The organism is Azospirillum mesophilum (genome assembly GCF_053470405.2).
Map to the genome: position 1 here is coordinate 1 of NZ_JBPXMQ020000025.1, position 14,346 is coordinate 14,346.

Here is a 14,346-nt window from a genome sequence, read left to right on the forward strand (position 1 = left end):
CAATCTCTTCGGCGCCCCACTCCCCGCCGTCCGCATGGCCTGCGCCGAAGATCGCTGTGCCACCATTGCAACCGTCAAGAACGGCTTTCTTTGAATGGCCCTGCCATTGGCGTACCGGACGATTGACAGGGGCGGGCGCCGATCCCACAATCTGGCAAGGAAGGCGAGGGAGGCACCCCCCGCCTTCCAGGCCCGATCTTAGCCCAGGAGATCAAGCAGCCGCTTGATCACGTCCAGGACAAGGATCAGGAGAGTGAGGAGTTCTCTCATCCTCGCACCCTCCGTTGAGCGGCGGGGGTAGTGGCCAACCCGCTACCCCGTCCGCGCCGCAATTTTGGGCATCGCCGGGACGGCACACAATCCATACAGGCGTGTGCGATTTTTTGCCGCATGCGGAGCGGCCGGGGCGTTTGGGCGCCCGAAGGCGCCCATTCTTGAACCCTCACATGCCGGCGATGGTCAGGCCGTCCACGCGGATGGTCGGCGCGTCCATGCCGAAGCGCAATTCCAGGTCGCTCGCCGGCTCCAGGTTCAGGAACATGTCCTTCAGGTTGCCGGCGACGGTCAGTTCGGTGACCGGGTAGGCGATCTGGCCGTTCTCGATCCAATAGCCGGCAGCACCCCGGCTGTAGTCGCCAGTCACACCGTTGACGCCGGTGCCCATCAGCTCGGTCACATAGAAGCCGTCCTTGATCTCGGCCAGCAGGTCCTCGCGGCTGCGCGTGCCGGGGGCCATGTAGACGTTGGCCGGGGCCGGACCCGGCGGGCCGGAGGTGCCGCGCGCGGCGTGTCCGGTGGTCGTCAGGCCGAGCTGCCGCGCGGAGCGCAGGTCGAGCAGCCACGTGGTCAGGCGGCCTTCCTCGATGACGTTGCGGCGGGTGGTCTCGATGCCCTCCGCGTCGAAGGGGCGGGAGCGCAGGCCGCGCTTCACGTGCGGGTCGTCCACGATGGTGACGCCCGCCGGGAAGATTTGCTGGCCCATCTTGTCCTTCAGGAAGCTGGTGCCGCGCGCGATGCTCGGCCCGCTGATGGCGCCCAGCAGATGGCCCAGCAACCCGCGGGAGACGCGCGGGTCGAACACCACCGGCACCTTGCAGCTCTTCACCCGGCGCGGGTTCAGGCGGCGCACGGCGCGCTGGCCTGCCTCGCGGCCGATCTCGGCGGGCGCGCGCAGGTCGGCGCCGTAGACCTTGCTGTCATAGTCGTAGTCGCGCTCCATCCCCGTGCCTGTCCCGGCGAGCACGGAGGCCGACAGCGACTGGCGCGATACGCCATAGCTCCCGGCGAAACCGTTGGAGGCGGCGATGGCGATGGTGGACCGGCTCCAGCCCGCGTCGGCGCCTTCGGAATTGGTGACGCCCTCCACGGCAAGGGCGGCTTCCTCGGCGATGCGGGCGCGCTCGATCAGAGTCTCGGCGGAGGGTTCGGCCGGGTCGAGCACGTCGAGGTCGGGGATGCTGCGGGCCAGTTGGTCGGGGTCGGCAAGGCCGGTGAAGGGATCTTCCGGCACCACGCGGGCCATGGCGACCGCGCGCTCCACCAGCTCGTCCAGCGCCTTGGCGCTGCGGTCGGTGGAGGAGACGATGGCCTGCCGCTTGCCGATGAAGACGCGCAGGCCAAGGTCGCCCGATTCGGACCGCTCCAGCTTCTCCGTTTTGCCGAATCGCTGGCTCAGCGACAGGGAGGCGCTGTCGAACAGCACCGCGTCGGCGGCATCGGCCCCGGCGCCCTTCGCCTTGCGGATCAGGTCGTCCAGCAGATTCAGCACATCGGGGTGAGAGGTGGTCGAAACGGGCATCACGGTCTCCGCTTGGTCTCCGGCTTGTCTAGCAAATGGGAGCGCCGGGCTGAAGAGGAAGGGGCATATTGCCTCGGGTACGCCCAAGCGTGAACGCGACGGCGCGCGGAGGGCAAGGCCCGTCCGCGCGCCGTGATGCCGATGCGGGTGGTCAGGCGAGGCGATCCTGCACCGGGTGCTCCGCCTTCGGGACTTTCAGGGCCGGAAGCTTCACGGCGAAGGCGCCGTCGCCCAGCAGGGCCTGGATGGGAAGCAGTACGGTCCAGAACACCGGGAACTCCCAGCCGCCGCCCTGTGACGAGAAGACCCAGCCGTTGCCGATGTGCTGCATCGTGGCACCGATCATGAGCGGCAGCAGCGCCAGCGCGATCCAGCGGGTGTAGAGGCCGGCGACCAGCAGCAGGCCGCCGCCGATCTCGCCGAGGATCACGAGGTAGGCGAAGAAGCCCGGATAGCCGATGCTCTCGAAATAGCCGACCGTGCCGGCGATCCCGAAGGTGAGGACTTTCAGCACCAGCCCGTGGGCGATGAACAGAAGGCCCAGGCTGACGCGCAGAAGGAAGGCGGCGTAGGGGGCGGTGCGGTTGTCGATCATGGCTCTGTCTCCTTGTCCCGGGGGGCTCCGGTCGGGGAGCCCGTGTCGTCTGGGGACAAGAATAGCCGTGTCGGTGATTGGGATAATCCGTGTTGTCGTATATTGATTGTTGCTGATTATGCAACGGATGAGTCACGCCAGGAACGCGTTCGCCGGGTCGTAGCGCGATGGCAGGGCGAACAGGTCGGCGTCCACTCCGTCGCCGTGTCGGCGCGGCTGGCCGGGGCTGTCGTAGACGACCAGAAGGGCCGGGGCGGCGCCGGCGCGGGGAATGCGGCAAATGCCCTCGGCATGGTCGGTGCCCTCTCCGTGGGGCAGGTCGAGCAGATGGACAAGTTGGTCGCGCGGGATCACGCGCTGTTGGGCGGAGCCGAGCGCGCCGGTCCAGCGCCACAGGGCGACCGGGCCGTCGAGATCCATGGTCGGACCGGCCAGGATCACCAGATCCTCGCCGTCGAGGGTCAGTTCGCGGATGCCCAGCCCGTCCAGGTCCAGGAAATGCTTACGGTAGCGCTCGCCGGCCTGGCCGATGCGGCGCAGCTTCAGGCGGCCGGGATGGTGGGGGTGCTCCTTGACCACAAGCTCCAGGATGCAGGCCCAGCCGCGCAGCACCGGGCCGCGCAGGCCGAGGAACAGGCGGTCGCCACGGGCGGCCAGCCCTTCGACGTCGAAGCCGTTCTCCTTGGCGGGAATGCCCAGGAAGCGGCCAAGATGCTCGTCGTGCTTCAAGGCTTTGGTCAGGGCGTTGCCACCGTTCTTGCCGCCGTTTTTGAAGGCGAGGCTGCGGGCCGAGCGTCCGCCGTCTTCGCGCACCGGAACGGCCAGGCCCTCCACCTCCGTCCGCAGGGGGATGCGGCCGAGCAGGAAGCGGTTGGGGTCGCGGCGCACGGCGGTCAAGCGCGCCAGGGCCGCCGCCTCGTCCTCGTGCCTTTTGGGCTTGGAGCGGGCGAGGCTGTGCGAACCCACGAGCCACAGCCAGCCGCCGTCCACCGCCATGCCTTCGATGTCCGCCTCATCCGAGTCCCCATCCGCGGCCGGCAGGGCGAAGAATTCTGACAGCGGGAAGGCCGCGTCCTCGGCGTAGCTGTTGCCGCCGTCGGCCGTGGTGAGCCGCACGACCTCCGCCCCCTCGTCCGCGGCAACGAACAGGCTGGGGCCGACGCGCTCCACGACCGACAGATCCTCTGCGGTGCGGCTGCCGGGGCGGAAGGTCAGGCGGACGGTGTTCAGCGGCTGGGCGATATCGCGGGGCATCGGCTGACCTCCGGGGGCAGGGGCTATTTCCAGATGGGCGTCCCGCTGCCCGGCAGGCCGTAGGAGTCCCACTTGCGGGAAACCTCGTCCACGACGGTTTGGTCCATGCGGATCTTCTGGCCCCATTCGCGCTTGGTCTCCGGCGGCCACTTGTTGGTGGCGTCCAGCCCGACCTTGCCGCCCAGTCCTGAGTCGGGGCTGGCGAAGTCCAGATAGTCGATGGGCGTGCCCTCGATCACCGTGATGTCGCGCGCCGGGTCCATGCGGGTGCTCATCGCCCACATCACGTCCTTCCAGTTCCGCGCGTCGATGTCGTCGTCCACGACGATCACCCACTTCGTGTACATGAACTGCCGCAGGAAGGACCAGACGCCCATCATCACGCGCTTGGCGTGGCCGGGATAGGCCTTCTTCATGCTGACCACCGCGATGCGGTAGGAGCAGCCCTCCGGCGGCAGCCAGAAGTCCACGATTTCCGGGAACTGCTGGGTCAGCAGGGGGATGAAGACCTCGTTCAGCGCCTCGCCCAAAACAGAGGGCTCGTCCGGCGGGCGGCCGGTGAAGGTGGAGAGGTAAATCGGGTTGCGCCGCATGGTCATCGCCGTGACGGTGAAGACCGGGAAGGGCTCAACCGAGTTGTAATAGCCGGTGTGGTCGCCGTACGGCCCCTCGTCGGCGTATTCGTCCAGGCTGACGTGGCCTTCCAGGACGATTTCGGCCTGGGCCGGCACCTTCAGCGGCACGGTCTTGCAGTCCACCAGTTCCACCTTCTTGCCGCGCAGCAGGCCGGCGAACTGGTATTCGGACAGCGTGTCGGGAACCGGCGTGACGGCGGCGAGGATGGTGCCGGGGTCGGCGCCCAGCACGACCGCGCAGGGCAGCGGTTCGCGCTTCCCACTCGCGGCCCAGCGGTGGTGGTGCTGCGCGCCGCCGCGGTGCTTCAGCCAGCGCATGATGGTCTTGTTCTTCCCCAGCACCTGCATGCGGTAGATGCCGAGATTGAAATCGTCCTCCCGCTTGCCGGTCGGCCCCTTGGTCACGACGAGGGGCCAGGTGATCAGCGGCGCCGGCTCGCCCGGCCAGCAGCTCTGCACCGGCAGGCGGCCGAGGTCGATCTGGTCGCCGGTCAGCACCACCTCCTGACAGGGGGCGGAGCCGACGGTCTTCGGCTTCATGGACAGGACCGTCTTGGCGAGCGGGATCAGTTCCAGCGCCTCGCGGAAGCCGCCGGGCGGTTCCGGCTGCTTCAGGAAAGCCAGGGTCTCGCCCACCGCGCGCAGCTCATGCGGCTCGCGGTCCATGCCCCAGGCGACTCGCTCCACCGTGCCGAACAGGTTGATCAGCACCGGCATTTCAGACCGCGTGCCGTCGGCCTTGATGACATTCTCGAACAGCACCGCCGGGCCGCCCTCGGCCAGAAGGCGGGTCTGGATCTCGGTCATCTCCAGGACGGTCGACACCGGTTCCTTGACGACCACCAGCCGCCCGGCCTTCTCCAGCCGGTCGATGAAGTCACGCAACGAGGTGTAAGGCATTTGGCGGCGTGTCCGTGCAGGGGGGTGGAGGGGCGCTTATAGAATTTTGCGAAGTAGCGTAAAGCCCCTCTCCCTTGAGGGGCGCGCCGCCGGAGGACGCCGAAGGCGTTCGCAGGCAAGCGTGGTTGGGGTGAGGGTGGCGTTGGCGAAGCCGGCCGGTCTCTTCCCGCTCTTCGAGCGGCAACGACCCCTCATCCCAACCCTTCTCCCCGCTTTCGGCGGCCACAGGCCGCCTGTCGCCGTCAGCGCAAACTTCGTTTGCGCGTGAGGCCAAGGGGAGAAGGGCTTTGTGATTGGCCGTAAGGCGTCCTAACATCAGCGGGACGTTCACGGCGTCAAGCCTTCGTGACGCTGCGCAGGGCGCGCCGGATGATGTATCGGGTCGCCGGGCTGTCCGAGTCCCAGCGGGCGCAGAGGTCGCGGACCCAGTCGGGGTGCGACTTCGCCGCGTCGTTCAGCCAGTTGGCGACGGAGTCCTGGACGTAGCGGGCGCCGTCCGCGCGCAGCGGATCGAGGATGGCCAAGCCGCGCTCCGGCTCGTTCTTCAGCAGGCCGATGTGGGCGCACCAGACGCCGCGCGGGCGGGTGGCTTCGCTGGCGAAGCGGCGCAGGCGCTCGGAGGGGGAGGCCGTCCAGGGGGTGAGCAGGGCGATGGCCTCATCGATCCGCTCCGCGATGTGTGGGCGCAACGCCAGCCACGCCCATTCGCGCACGCCGAAATGCGGGTCGTCGGCCAGCGGGCGGATGCGGTCGAGCCGTTCCGCGAGAGTTAGGTCAGGGAGGGCGGCCAGGGCGTAGCAGGCCCAGCCGCGCACCGTGTCGGAGGGGTGGGCGGCCAGCCGTTCCACCGCGCCGGGGCCGAGGGCGTCCAGGGACGTGGCGCCGGCCAGCGCCATGCGTTTGGTGACGCCGTCCGTCGGATCGAATCGGGCCTTTCCCGCCGCCTCGGGCACCGCCGCCGCCAGCAGGGTGGCAAAGTCGATGGCGAGCCCCTCGGCCAGGGTCGCGGTCTCGCGCCGGCCGGCGTTCAGGTCGGCCAGGACGTCGGGCGGGATGTCGGCCATGCGCGTGGCGCCCTTGCGGGGCTTCGCAACCGTGGGAGCGGGGGTGTCGGCGGCCATGGGTCAGGCGTCCGGCAGCAGGCGCCAGATGGTGGTGTCCCGCTGGTCGCGGTCCTCCAGCTCCAGCGAGGTCGGGACGGTGTAGTGGCCCACGCGCTCGATCCCGCTGGTCGGGACGTAGGCGCGGCCAGGGTCGCCCAGCAGCACCAACGTGCCGGTCGCGGCGATTCCGCGCAGCCAGGCGACGACGCGCTCCGCCATCGGCTTCTCGTAGCAGACGTCGCCGGCCAGCACGACGTCGATGCCCGGCAGGTCGCGGCCGACGAGATCGGCGCTGACGGCCTTCACCGCGACTCCGTTCAGCTCCGCGTTCAGGGTGATGGCGGCCAGGGAGAAGCGGTCGATGTCGCAGGACTGCACCCGCGCGGCCCCCGCCTTTGCCGCGGCGACGCCGATCAGGCCGGTGCCGGCGGCGAAGTCAAGCACCGACTTGCCGGCCACCAGATCCGGCCGGTCGAGCACGAGGCGCGCGACCGCCTGCCCGCCGGGCCAAGCAAAGGCCCAGTAGGGCGGGGGCACGTTCGACTCCCGCAAGGTTTCCTCCGTCGCCTCCCAGAGCGGCGTGACCTCTGTGGCCAGATGCAGGCGGATTTCCGGCAGCAACGGGGGCGTCGCGACCGTGGTGTTGGACCGGACGAAGTCGTTCGGCGAGGGGCTGTTCATGCGAGGATTCCCGGCGATTCGGCGCGGGTGCGGACGATTTGTCCACAGCCGGTTTTGGTTACATAATTCAAACGGAGTAGACTCACCAGCAAGACCGTGTTACCCAGGCAACAGTGACAAACAAAAAGCAAGGGGTCGATATGCGGTCGAAGGGAGTAGCCATCAGCCTTTCGTTGGCAGCGTTCCTCGCGCTCAGCCCCTTCGCCATAGCCCCTGCCGCCGCGGAGGACTGCGTCCGCACCGTCCGCGCGATCTCCGACTTCACGCTCCAGGGCGACGCCTGGAAATGGTGGGACCGCGCCGTCGGCCAGTACGAGCGCGACAAGCGCCCGGCCGCGGGCTCGGTGCTGGTCTTCAAGCGTTCCGGCCGGCTGAACCGCGGCCACGTCTCGCTGGTCAGCCACGTCATCGACCGCCGCACCATCGAGGTGGATCACTCCTGGCTCGACGGCCGCGGGCTGCGCCGCAACATGCGCGTCGTGGACGTGTCGCGCAACAACGACTGGTCGGCCGTCCGCGTCTGGCACGAGCCGTCGGACCAGCTCGGCCTGCGCGTCTACACCACCTACGGCTTCATCCTGCCGGAAGGCGAGCACGCGAACGGCCGCATGATGGACGCCAACGACTCGGGCATCGACACCGGCTTCACGGTCACCCCGCACGGCCGCGGCGCGGTCAAGCCCGCCCCCGGGCCCGCCCTCGGCAAGGCGCGCCTGATGGAGGCCTCGCTGAAGGGCCGCGCGGTCGCCATGCCGGGCCGCAAGCCGCAGATCCTGAACGCCTCCCTCACCCCGGCCCCGGCCAAGTCCAGCGTCGGCGCGGCGGACGAGACGGTCGTCGCCGTGCTGCCGCGCCGCAAGCCGGCCGTCCCGGCGTCGGTGAAGACCGAGGTGGCTTCCGTGGACGGCCTTCTGGCCCCGATGCCCGGCCGCAAGCCCGGCTCCAGCGCCGTCGCCGAACTGTCGGCGGAGTAATTTCCAAGGATAGGTGCCGTAGGTTGGGTTGAGCCGCAGGCGAAACCCAACACAGTCGGCATTGAAGGCGGGTGTTGGGTTTCGCTTGCGCTCAACCCAACCTACGGAATTCCCGCTCACATCTTCCCGATCACGATCGCGGCCAGGACCAGCCAGCCGAACCAGCGGTTGGACTTGAACTTGTCCAGGCAGTCCTGCTGGTCGTCGGGATTCCAGGTCGCCACCTGCCAGGACAGGTGCAGCGCCGCCAGCGTCAGGGCCGGCAGGTACAGGCCGCCCAGCCCCGCCAGACGCCCGGCCAGCCCGATCCCCACAAAGGTCTGGGTGTAGAAGCCGTAGATCCAGATCTTGCTCTGGTCGCCCAACCGCAGGGCGGTGGACTTCACGCCGATGCGGGCGTCGTCCTCCTTGTCCTGGTGGGCGTAGATGGTGTCGTAGCCCAGCGTCCAGACAATCCCTGCCGCGTAGAGCGCCAGCGCCGGCCAGTCGAGGTCGCCGCGCACCGCGCTCCACCCCATCAGGGCGCCCCAGTTGAAGGTCAGCCCCAGGAAGGCCTGCGGCCACCAGGTGATGCGCTTCATCAGCGGGTAGGTGAAGACCAGCAGAAGCGACAGCACGCCCAGCCCGATGGTGCCCCGGTTGAACTGTACCAGAATCGCCAGCCCGATCAGAAGTTGCAGCGCCAGAAAGGCGACCGCCTGCTTCACCGACACCTGCCCGGACGGGATGGGGCGGGCGCGGGTGCGCTCCACCATCGCGTCGAAGTCGCGGTCCAGGATGTCGTTCACCGTGCAGCCGGCCCCGCGCATGACCACGGAGCCAACGGCGAACAGTGCCATCAGCCAGAGATCCGGCAGCCAGCTGGGGCCGGCCAGCGCGATGCTCCACCAGCCGGGGAACAGCAGCAGCCACGTCCCGATCGGCCGGTCCAGCCGGGCCAGCCGCAGATAGGGGCGCGTCGCGGCCGGGGCGAAGCGGTCGATCCAGTCGCCGCGCCGGATGTCGGTGAATTCGCCGTTGCCGGCGGGGCCGGGGGCGGGAAAAGCGGGGCTGGTCATGGCATTCCCAGGTGTGATCGGTGCGCGGGCAAGGTAGCCACCGATTCCGGGCGCCGCAAGGCCGGGAGGCTCGCGATGGCCATGGGCTTCCCGCTATAATCCACGCCCAACCGGAGACGAGCATCATGTCTGAGCAGCCGAAGACCCGCCTGTATGTGGACAGCCCCCTGGCCGAGGGGCAGGCCGTGGGGCTCGACCACGAACGCGCCCATTTCCTGCGGCATGTGCTGCGGCTCGACAAGGGCGACGTGGTGGCGGTCTTCAACGGGCGGGACGGGGAATGGCTGGCGGCTATCGACGGGTTCGGGAAGGGCTGGTGCTCGCTGACGGTGACGGCGCAGCGGCGCACGCAGGCTGACGGCCCCGACCTGTGGCTGCTGTTCGCGCCGATCAAGCGCGGGCGCATCGACTTCGTGGCGGAGAAGGCGACGGAGCTGGGCGTGTCGCGCCTGTGGCCGGTCTTCACCCGCCGCACCGACCCGAACCGCGTCAACACCGACCGCCTGCGCGCCAACGCCATCGAGGCGGCCGAGCAGTCCGAGCGCCTGACCGTGCCGGAGATGTCGGAGCCGCTGCAACTGGACAAGGCGCTGGCCGGCTGGCCGGCGGAGCGTACGCTGTACCTGTGCGCGGAGGCCGGGAACGTACGCCCCATCGCCGAGGCCGTACGCGGGAGGGAGCGCGGTCCCGCCGCGTTCCTGATCGGGCCGGAGGGCGGCTTTGCACAGTCGGAACTTGACGAAATTTGTAAACTACCCTTTGTTGTCCCAGTCGGCCTGGGGCCCCGCATCCTTCGGGCCGACACGGCGGTGGTCGCGGCGCTGGCCTGCTGGCAGGCCCTTTCGGGGGACTGGACGGCGGGAGGTGGCGACACCCGGCCGCCCTTCCGTTCGCCGGCTGATCCGGCGGTGTGATTTTTCGAAAGCGGGAGCATTCATGTCCGCACCTCCAACGACGCGTGGCGAACCGATCACCGACCGCCGCCAGCTGGTGGCCTACCTGGAGTCCGGCAGCAAGCCGGCCGAAGACTGGCGCATCGGGACCGAGCACGAGAAATTCGCCTACCGCGTCTCCGACCTGCGCACGCTGCCCTACGAAGGGCCGGACGGCATCGGGGAACTGCTGACGCGCCTCCAGCGCTTCGGCTGGGACCCGGTCGAGGAGAACGGCAACATCATCGCCCTGACGCAGGGGATGGCCAACATCACGCTGGAGCCCGGCGGCCAGGTGGAGCTGTCCGGCGCCCCGGTGGAAAACCTGCACCAGACCTGCGCGGAGGTGCACCGCCATCTGCGGCAGGTGAAGGAGGTCGGGGCGGAGCTGGGCATCGCCATGATGGGCCTGGGCTTCCAGCCGAAGTGGCGCCGCGACGAGATCCCCTGGATGCCCAAGGGCCGCTACAAGATCATGGGCGACTACATGCCCAAGCGCGGCAACCTCGGCGTCGACATGATGACGCGGACCTGCACCGTGCAGGTGAACCTGGACTTCGCGTCGGAAGCCGACATGGTGAAGAAGTTCCGGGTCAGCCTCGCGCTTCAGCCCATCGCGACGGCGCTGTTTGCCAACTCCCCCTTCACGGAGGGCAAGCCGAACGGCTTCCAGAGCTTCCGCAGCCACATCTGGACCGACACCGACCCCGACCGCACCGGCGACCTGCCCTTCGTGTTCGAGGACGGGTTCGGGTTCGACCGGTACGTGGACTATCTGCTCGACGTGCCGATGTACTTCGTCTACCGCGACGGCCGGTACATCGACGCCTCCGGCCAGTCTTTCCGTGATTTCATGCAGGGCAAGCTGCCGGCGCTGCCGGGCGAGACGCCGCTGATCACCGACTGGGCCGATCACATGACCACCTCCTTCCCCGAGGTGCGTCTGAAGAAGTATCTGGAGATGCGCGGCGCCGACGGCGGCCCCTGGCGCCGCCTGTGCGCCCTGCCGGCCCTGTGGGTCGGCCTGCTGTACGACACGCAGGCTTTGGATGCGGCCTGGGATCTGGTGAAGGACTGGACGACCGAGGAGCGCGCCCACCTGCGCGCCGATGTGCCGCGCCACGCGCTGCGCACCACCTTCCGCGACCGCACGGTGCGCGAGGTGGCGCTGGAGGTCCTGGCGATCGCCCGCGGCGGCCTCGTTCGCCGCGCCCGCAACGACAACTGGGGCGACGACGAAAGCCATTTCATCGACACGCTGGTCAGCATCGCGGAAAGCGGCGAGACCCCGGCGGACGAGCTGTTGGCGAAGTTCAACGGCCCGTGGGGCGGCAGCGTCGATCCGGTCTTCCGGGAATACGCGTACTGATGCGCGCGACCGCGGTCGTGCTGTTGGCGGCGCTCGCGTTCGGTGCCCTGTCGGGTTCCGGGTCGCGGGCCGTCGCCAACGATTCGGCGGCGGCCTTCGCGGCGGGCGGGCTTTCCTTCCAGAAGATCGACACGGTCCGCATGGCGTCGGAGGTGCTGAGCATCTCGCCCACGCGGATCACCGTGGACTATGTGTTCCAGAACGTCAGCGGGGCGGACGTCACGACGGTCGTGGCCTTCCCGATGCCGCGCCTGAGCATGGCGGAGCTGTACAATTCCCCGCACAACCTGCCCCGGGACAAGGAGCTGAATTTCCTCGACTTCCACACCTGGGTCGACGGGAAGGAGGTCGTGCCGTCGGTGGAGGCGCGGTCCTACCTGGAGGACGGGCGGGAGATCACGGCCCTTCTCAAGGAACTGAAGCTGTCGCCCGTGGCGGGCGACATCGGTACGGGCGACACGAAAAAGCGGTTGCTTGAGATGGGGGCGGTCGCCGACCAGGGCGACGACGACCCCTTTGCCACCTGGGTGACCGACGTCACCTTTCATTGGACGCAGACCTTCCCGGCCGGTCGCGAAACCCGGATCCGGCACAGCTACCGGCCGGCCCACGGCAGTGGGTTCATCTCGGCCTCCATGACGGCCAACTGGTGCGGGGACGAGGCGTTCCTGCGCGCCTTCCGGAAGATGCCGCGCTTCAACGAGACGCACGCCAGGGAAACGAAGAATGACGACCTCGCCTATGTCGAGGGGCATTGGGTCGAGTATGTGCTGAAGACCGGCGCCAACTGGTCGGGGCCGATCGGCACCTTCACCCTGGTGGTGGATAAGGAGGATGCGAGCCTGATCTCCACATGCCCCATTCCGGGGCTGTCGCTGGTCCGGCAGGGGAACAGCTTCACCGCGTCCGCCCGCGACTACCGGCCCACACAGGATTTGAACATTTTGTTCCTGTACAGCCGCTGCCCGAAGAATGGGGCCTGCCTGCCGGAGTGACGGCGTTGGGCGGATTGTGCAGGGTGCATGGGATGCACAATGGGCGGTTTCGGGGTTTTTTGGTTTGGGGACAGGGGGTTGCGGTGAATCTGCCGTGTACGAACGTTGTGCATCGGGTGCACAAGGGTTCGTGTGCGAAGGGGTTTTTGCCCCCTCCCTAACCCTCCCCCGCTGCGCGGTGGAGGGGACTGCCGCCGCTTCGCCCAAGCTCCCTCTCCCGCGTAGCGGGGGAGGGTTGGGGAGGGGGCATTCGTTTCCAATGAACAACTTATCCAACCGCCCCTCATCATCCGGCGGCAAGCTCCATGACGGGGCGAGCAGGGCGTTGAGTTTCCTCAACTTTGCCCGCGCCTCGCGGATCAGGCTGCTGTATTCCCAATAGGTGCGGATGCGGAAATCGCGGTGCTCCTGCCACGCGCCCCAGATGGTCGTGCGGTGCACGCCGAGCTTGGCGCCGGCCTCGGTCGGGGAGTAGCCGGCGGCGATCAGGCGGGCCAGCGCGGCCCAGGTCTCGTCGGGCAGTGGGGAGCGCGGGACGAGGCGGCCCTCCTCGCACTCCGGGGGCGGCGGGCCGGGCAAGGCGTCGGGCCCTTCGGTGGGAGCCCGGCCGTCGCGTGCATGATGAACGAGGGAACTGCGCAGGGCGGCGGGGTCACAGCGGTCCCACGCGTCCACCAGGACGGCGCCGGAGAAACCGAGCGCCGCCAAGCCCTGCGTGCGGTCGCGGGGGATGCAGTGCTTGCCGCGGCGGAAACCCAGGGCGACGGTGATGGCGGAGCCTTTTGCCGATGAAGGAAAAAGATCCTATACACCGACGTTCGTGCCAAGGCAACCGCCATGTCCGCCCTTACTTCTTCCAGGCGATCAGGCGCCGCGCGGCTTCGGCGATGGTCGCTTCCGATCCGGCGAAGCTGAAGCGCACGAAATGGTGGCCGCGGGCCGGGTCGAAGTCGATGCCCGGCGTGCAGGCGATGCCCGTCTCATCCAGGATGCGCTTGCAGAAGGCCTCGCTGTCGTCGGTCATGTCCGACACGTCGGCGTAGACGTAGAAGGCCCCGTCCGCCGGCGCCATCTTGCCGAAGCCGGCCTTGGGCAGCTCCTCCAGCAGGATCTTGCGGTTGCGGGCGTAGCGGGCGACGTGGCCGTCCAGCTCTTCCGCGCAGTCGAAGGCGGCGACGGCGGCCGCCTGCGACAGGCTGGGGGCGGAGATGAACAAATTCTGCGCCAGACATTCGACCGAGCGGATCAGGTCGTCCGGCACGATCATCCAGCCGAGCCGCCAGCCGGTCATCGAGAAGTATTTGGAGAAGCTGTTCACCACCAGCGCGCTTTCGCTGACCTCGGCGGCGGTGACGGCCTCCGGCCCGTAGGTCAGGCCGTGGTAGATCTCGTCCGACACGAGGCGCACGCCGTGGGCGTCGCACCACGCGGCGATCTCGGTCAGCTCCTCACGGCTCAGCATGGTGCCGGTCGGGTTGGCGGGGCTCGCCACGATCAGGCCCTGGATGGGCTTGTCGAGCTGTTCCAGCAGCGCGATGGTCGGCTGGAAGCGGTGCTCCGGCCCGGTCGGCAGCTCCACCGGCTCCACGCCGATGGCGGTCAGCGTGTGGCGGTAGGCCGGGTAGCTGGGCGAGGCCATGGCGACCCGGTCGCCCGGATCGAAGGCCGCGAGGAACCCCAGCTGGAACGCGCCGGAGGAGCCGGTGGTGACCACCACGCGCCGCTCCGGCACATCGACCTTGTAACGGTCGCGGTACCAGCGCGCGATGGCCGCGCGCAACGCCGGGATGCCCAGCGCGCCGGTGTAGCCCAGCACGTCGGCGTCCAGCATGCGGTGGGCCGCCTCCAGCACGCCCTTCGGCGCGCCGGTGGAGGGCTGCCCGACCTCCATGTGCAGGACCTCCAGCCCGGCGGCCTCGCGCTCGGCGGCGGCGCGCATCACTTCCATGACGAAGAAGGGCGGAATGGCGCCCCGCTTGGAGACTTTGCAGTGTTTGCTCATGATCCCGGACAAACAGTCGAAAAATAGGATTCATACGCGGTCCGAAAAAT

12 protein-coding genes are annotated in these 14,346 nt (G+C 68.7%); 4 read left to right on the plus strand and 8 right to left on the minus strand.

Annotated features, from left to right (window positions below; genetic code table 11):
- Positions 1-442: 442 nt before the first annotated feature.
- The 6 genes from ACSVC7_RS21685 to ACSVC7_RS21710 form a co-directional block, all read right to left on the minus strand.
- Positions 443-1,798 (minus strand): TldD/PmbA family protein, encoded by a 1,356-nt coding sequence (locus ACSVC7_RS21685; RefSeq protein ID WP_483508614.1) that lies wholly within the window; start codon positions 1,796-1,798, stop codon positions 443-445.
- A 151-nt stretch (positions 1,799-1,949) separates the two neighbouring features.
- Positions 1,950-2,393 carry a DoxX family protein gene (locus tag ACSVC7_RS21690; RefSeq protein WP_448206735.1) on the minus strand — a complete coding sequence of 148 codons (444 nt, stop codon included), beginning with the start codon at positions 2,391-2,393 and terminating at the stop codon, positions 1,950-1,952.
- A gap of 132 nt (positions 2,394-2,525) precedes the next feature.
- Positions 2,526-3,647 (minus strand): DUF3616 domain-containing protein, encoded by a 1,122-nt coding sequence (locus ACSVC7_RS21695; RefSeq protein ID WP_448206734.1) that lies wholly within the window; start codon positions 3,645-3,647, stop codon positions 2,526-2,528.
- Between the two features lie 23 nt (positions 3,648-3,670).
- The gene (locus ACSVC7_RS21700; protein ID WP_448206733.1) at positions 3,671-5,182 is read right to left on the minus strand and encodes a UbiD family decarboxylase; all 1,512 of its coding nucleotides are present in this window, start codon (positions 5,180-5,182) and stop codon (positions 3,671-3,673) included.
- A gap of 335 nt (positions 5,183-5,517) precedes the next feature.
- Positions 5,518-6,303: a HEAT repeat domain-containing protein gene (locus ACSVC7_RS21705; protein ID WP_448206732.1), complete on the minus strand. Its 786-nt coding sequence runs from the start codon at positions 6,301-6,303 to the stop codon at positions 5,518-5,520.
- A gap of 3 nt (positions 6,304-6,306) precedes the next feature.
- Positions 6,307-6,966, minus strand: coding sequence for a class I SAM-dependent methyltransferase (locus tag ACSVC7_RS21710; RefSeq protein ID WP_448206731.1), 660 nt, complete (start codon positions 6,964-6,966; stop codon positions 6,307-6,309).
- Positions 6,967-7,139: 173 nt separating this feature from the next.
- Between ACSVC7_RS21710 and ACSVC7_RS21715 the strand changes: the two genes are divergently transcribed.
- The gene (locus ACSVC7_RS21715; RefSeq protein WP_448206730.1) at positions 7,140-7,940 is read left to right on the plus strand and encodes a CHAP domain-containing protein; all 801 of its coding nucleotides are present in this window, start codon (positions 7,140-7,142) and stop codon (positions 7,938-7,940) included.
- Between the two features lie 116 nt (positions 7,941-8,056).
- On the opposite strand, the gene ubiA is transcribed toward ACSVC7_RS21715, so the two are convergent.
- Entirely contained in the window at positions 8,057-8,998 is a 942-nt protein-coding gene (ubiA, locus tag ACSVC7_RS21720) for a 4-hydroxybenzoate octaprenyltransferase (protein WP_448206729.1), read from the minus strand.
- A 125-nt stretch (positions 8,999-9,123) separates the two neighbouring features.
- Between ubiA and ACSVC7_RS21725 the strand changes: the two genes are divergently transcribed.
- The 3 genes from ACSVC7_RS21725 to ACSVC7_RS21735 are packed head-to-tail and all read left to right on the plus strand — an operon-like array spanning position 9,124 to position 12,294.
- A complete protein-coding gene (locus ACSVC7_RS21725; RefSeq protein ID WP_448206728.1) occupies positions 9,124-9,912 on the plus strand; it encodes a 16S rRNA (uracil(1498)-N(3))-methyltransferase in 789 nt (262 codons plus the stop codon).
- A 22-nt stretch (positions 9,913-9,934) separates the two neighbouring features.
- Entirely contained in the window at positions 9,935-11,299 is a 1,365-nt protein-coding gene (locus tag ACSVC7_RS21730; protein WP_448206727.1) for a glutamate--cysteine ligase, read from the plus strand.
- Positions 11,299-12,294, plus strand: coding sequence for a DUF4424 family protein (locus tag ACSVC7_RS21735; protein ID WP_448206726.1), 996 nt, complete (start codon positions 11,299-11,301; stop codon positions 12,292-12,294). The genes ACSVC7_RS21730 and ACSVC7_RS21735 overlap by 1 nt, the downstream gene beginning before the upstream one ends.
- A gap of 847 nt (positions 12,295-13,141) precedes the next feature.
- Here the strand turns inward: ACSVC7_RS21735 and ACSVC7_RS21740 are convergent.
- The gene (locus ACSVC7_RS21740) at positions 13,142-14,296 is read right to left on the minus strand and encodes a pyridoxal phosphate-dependent aminotransferase (RefSeq protein WP_448206725.1); all 1,155 of its coding nucleotides are present in this window, start codon (positions 14,294-14,296) and stop codon (positions 13,142-13,144) included.
- Between the last annotated feature and the right edge of the window lie 50 nt (positions 14,297-14,346).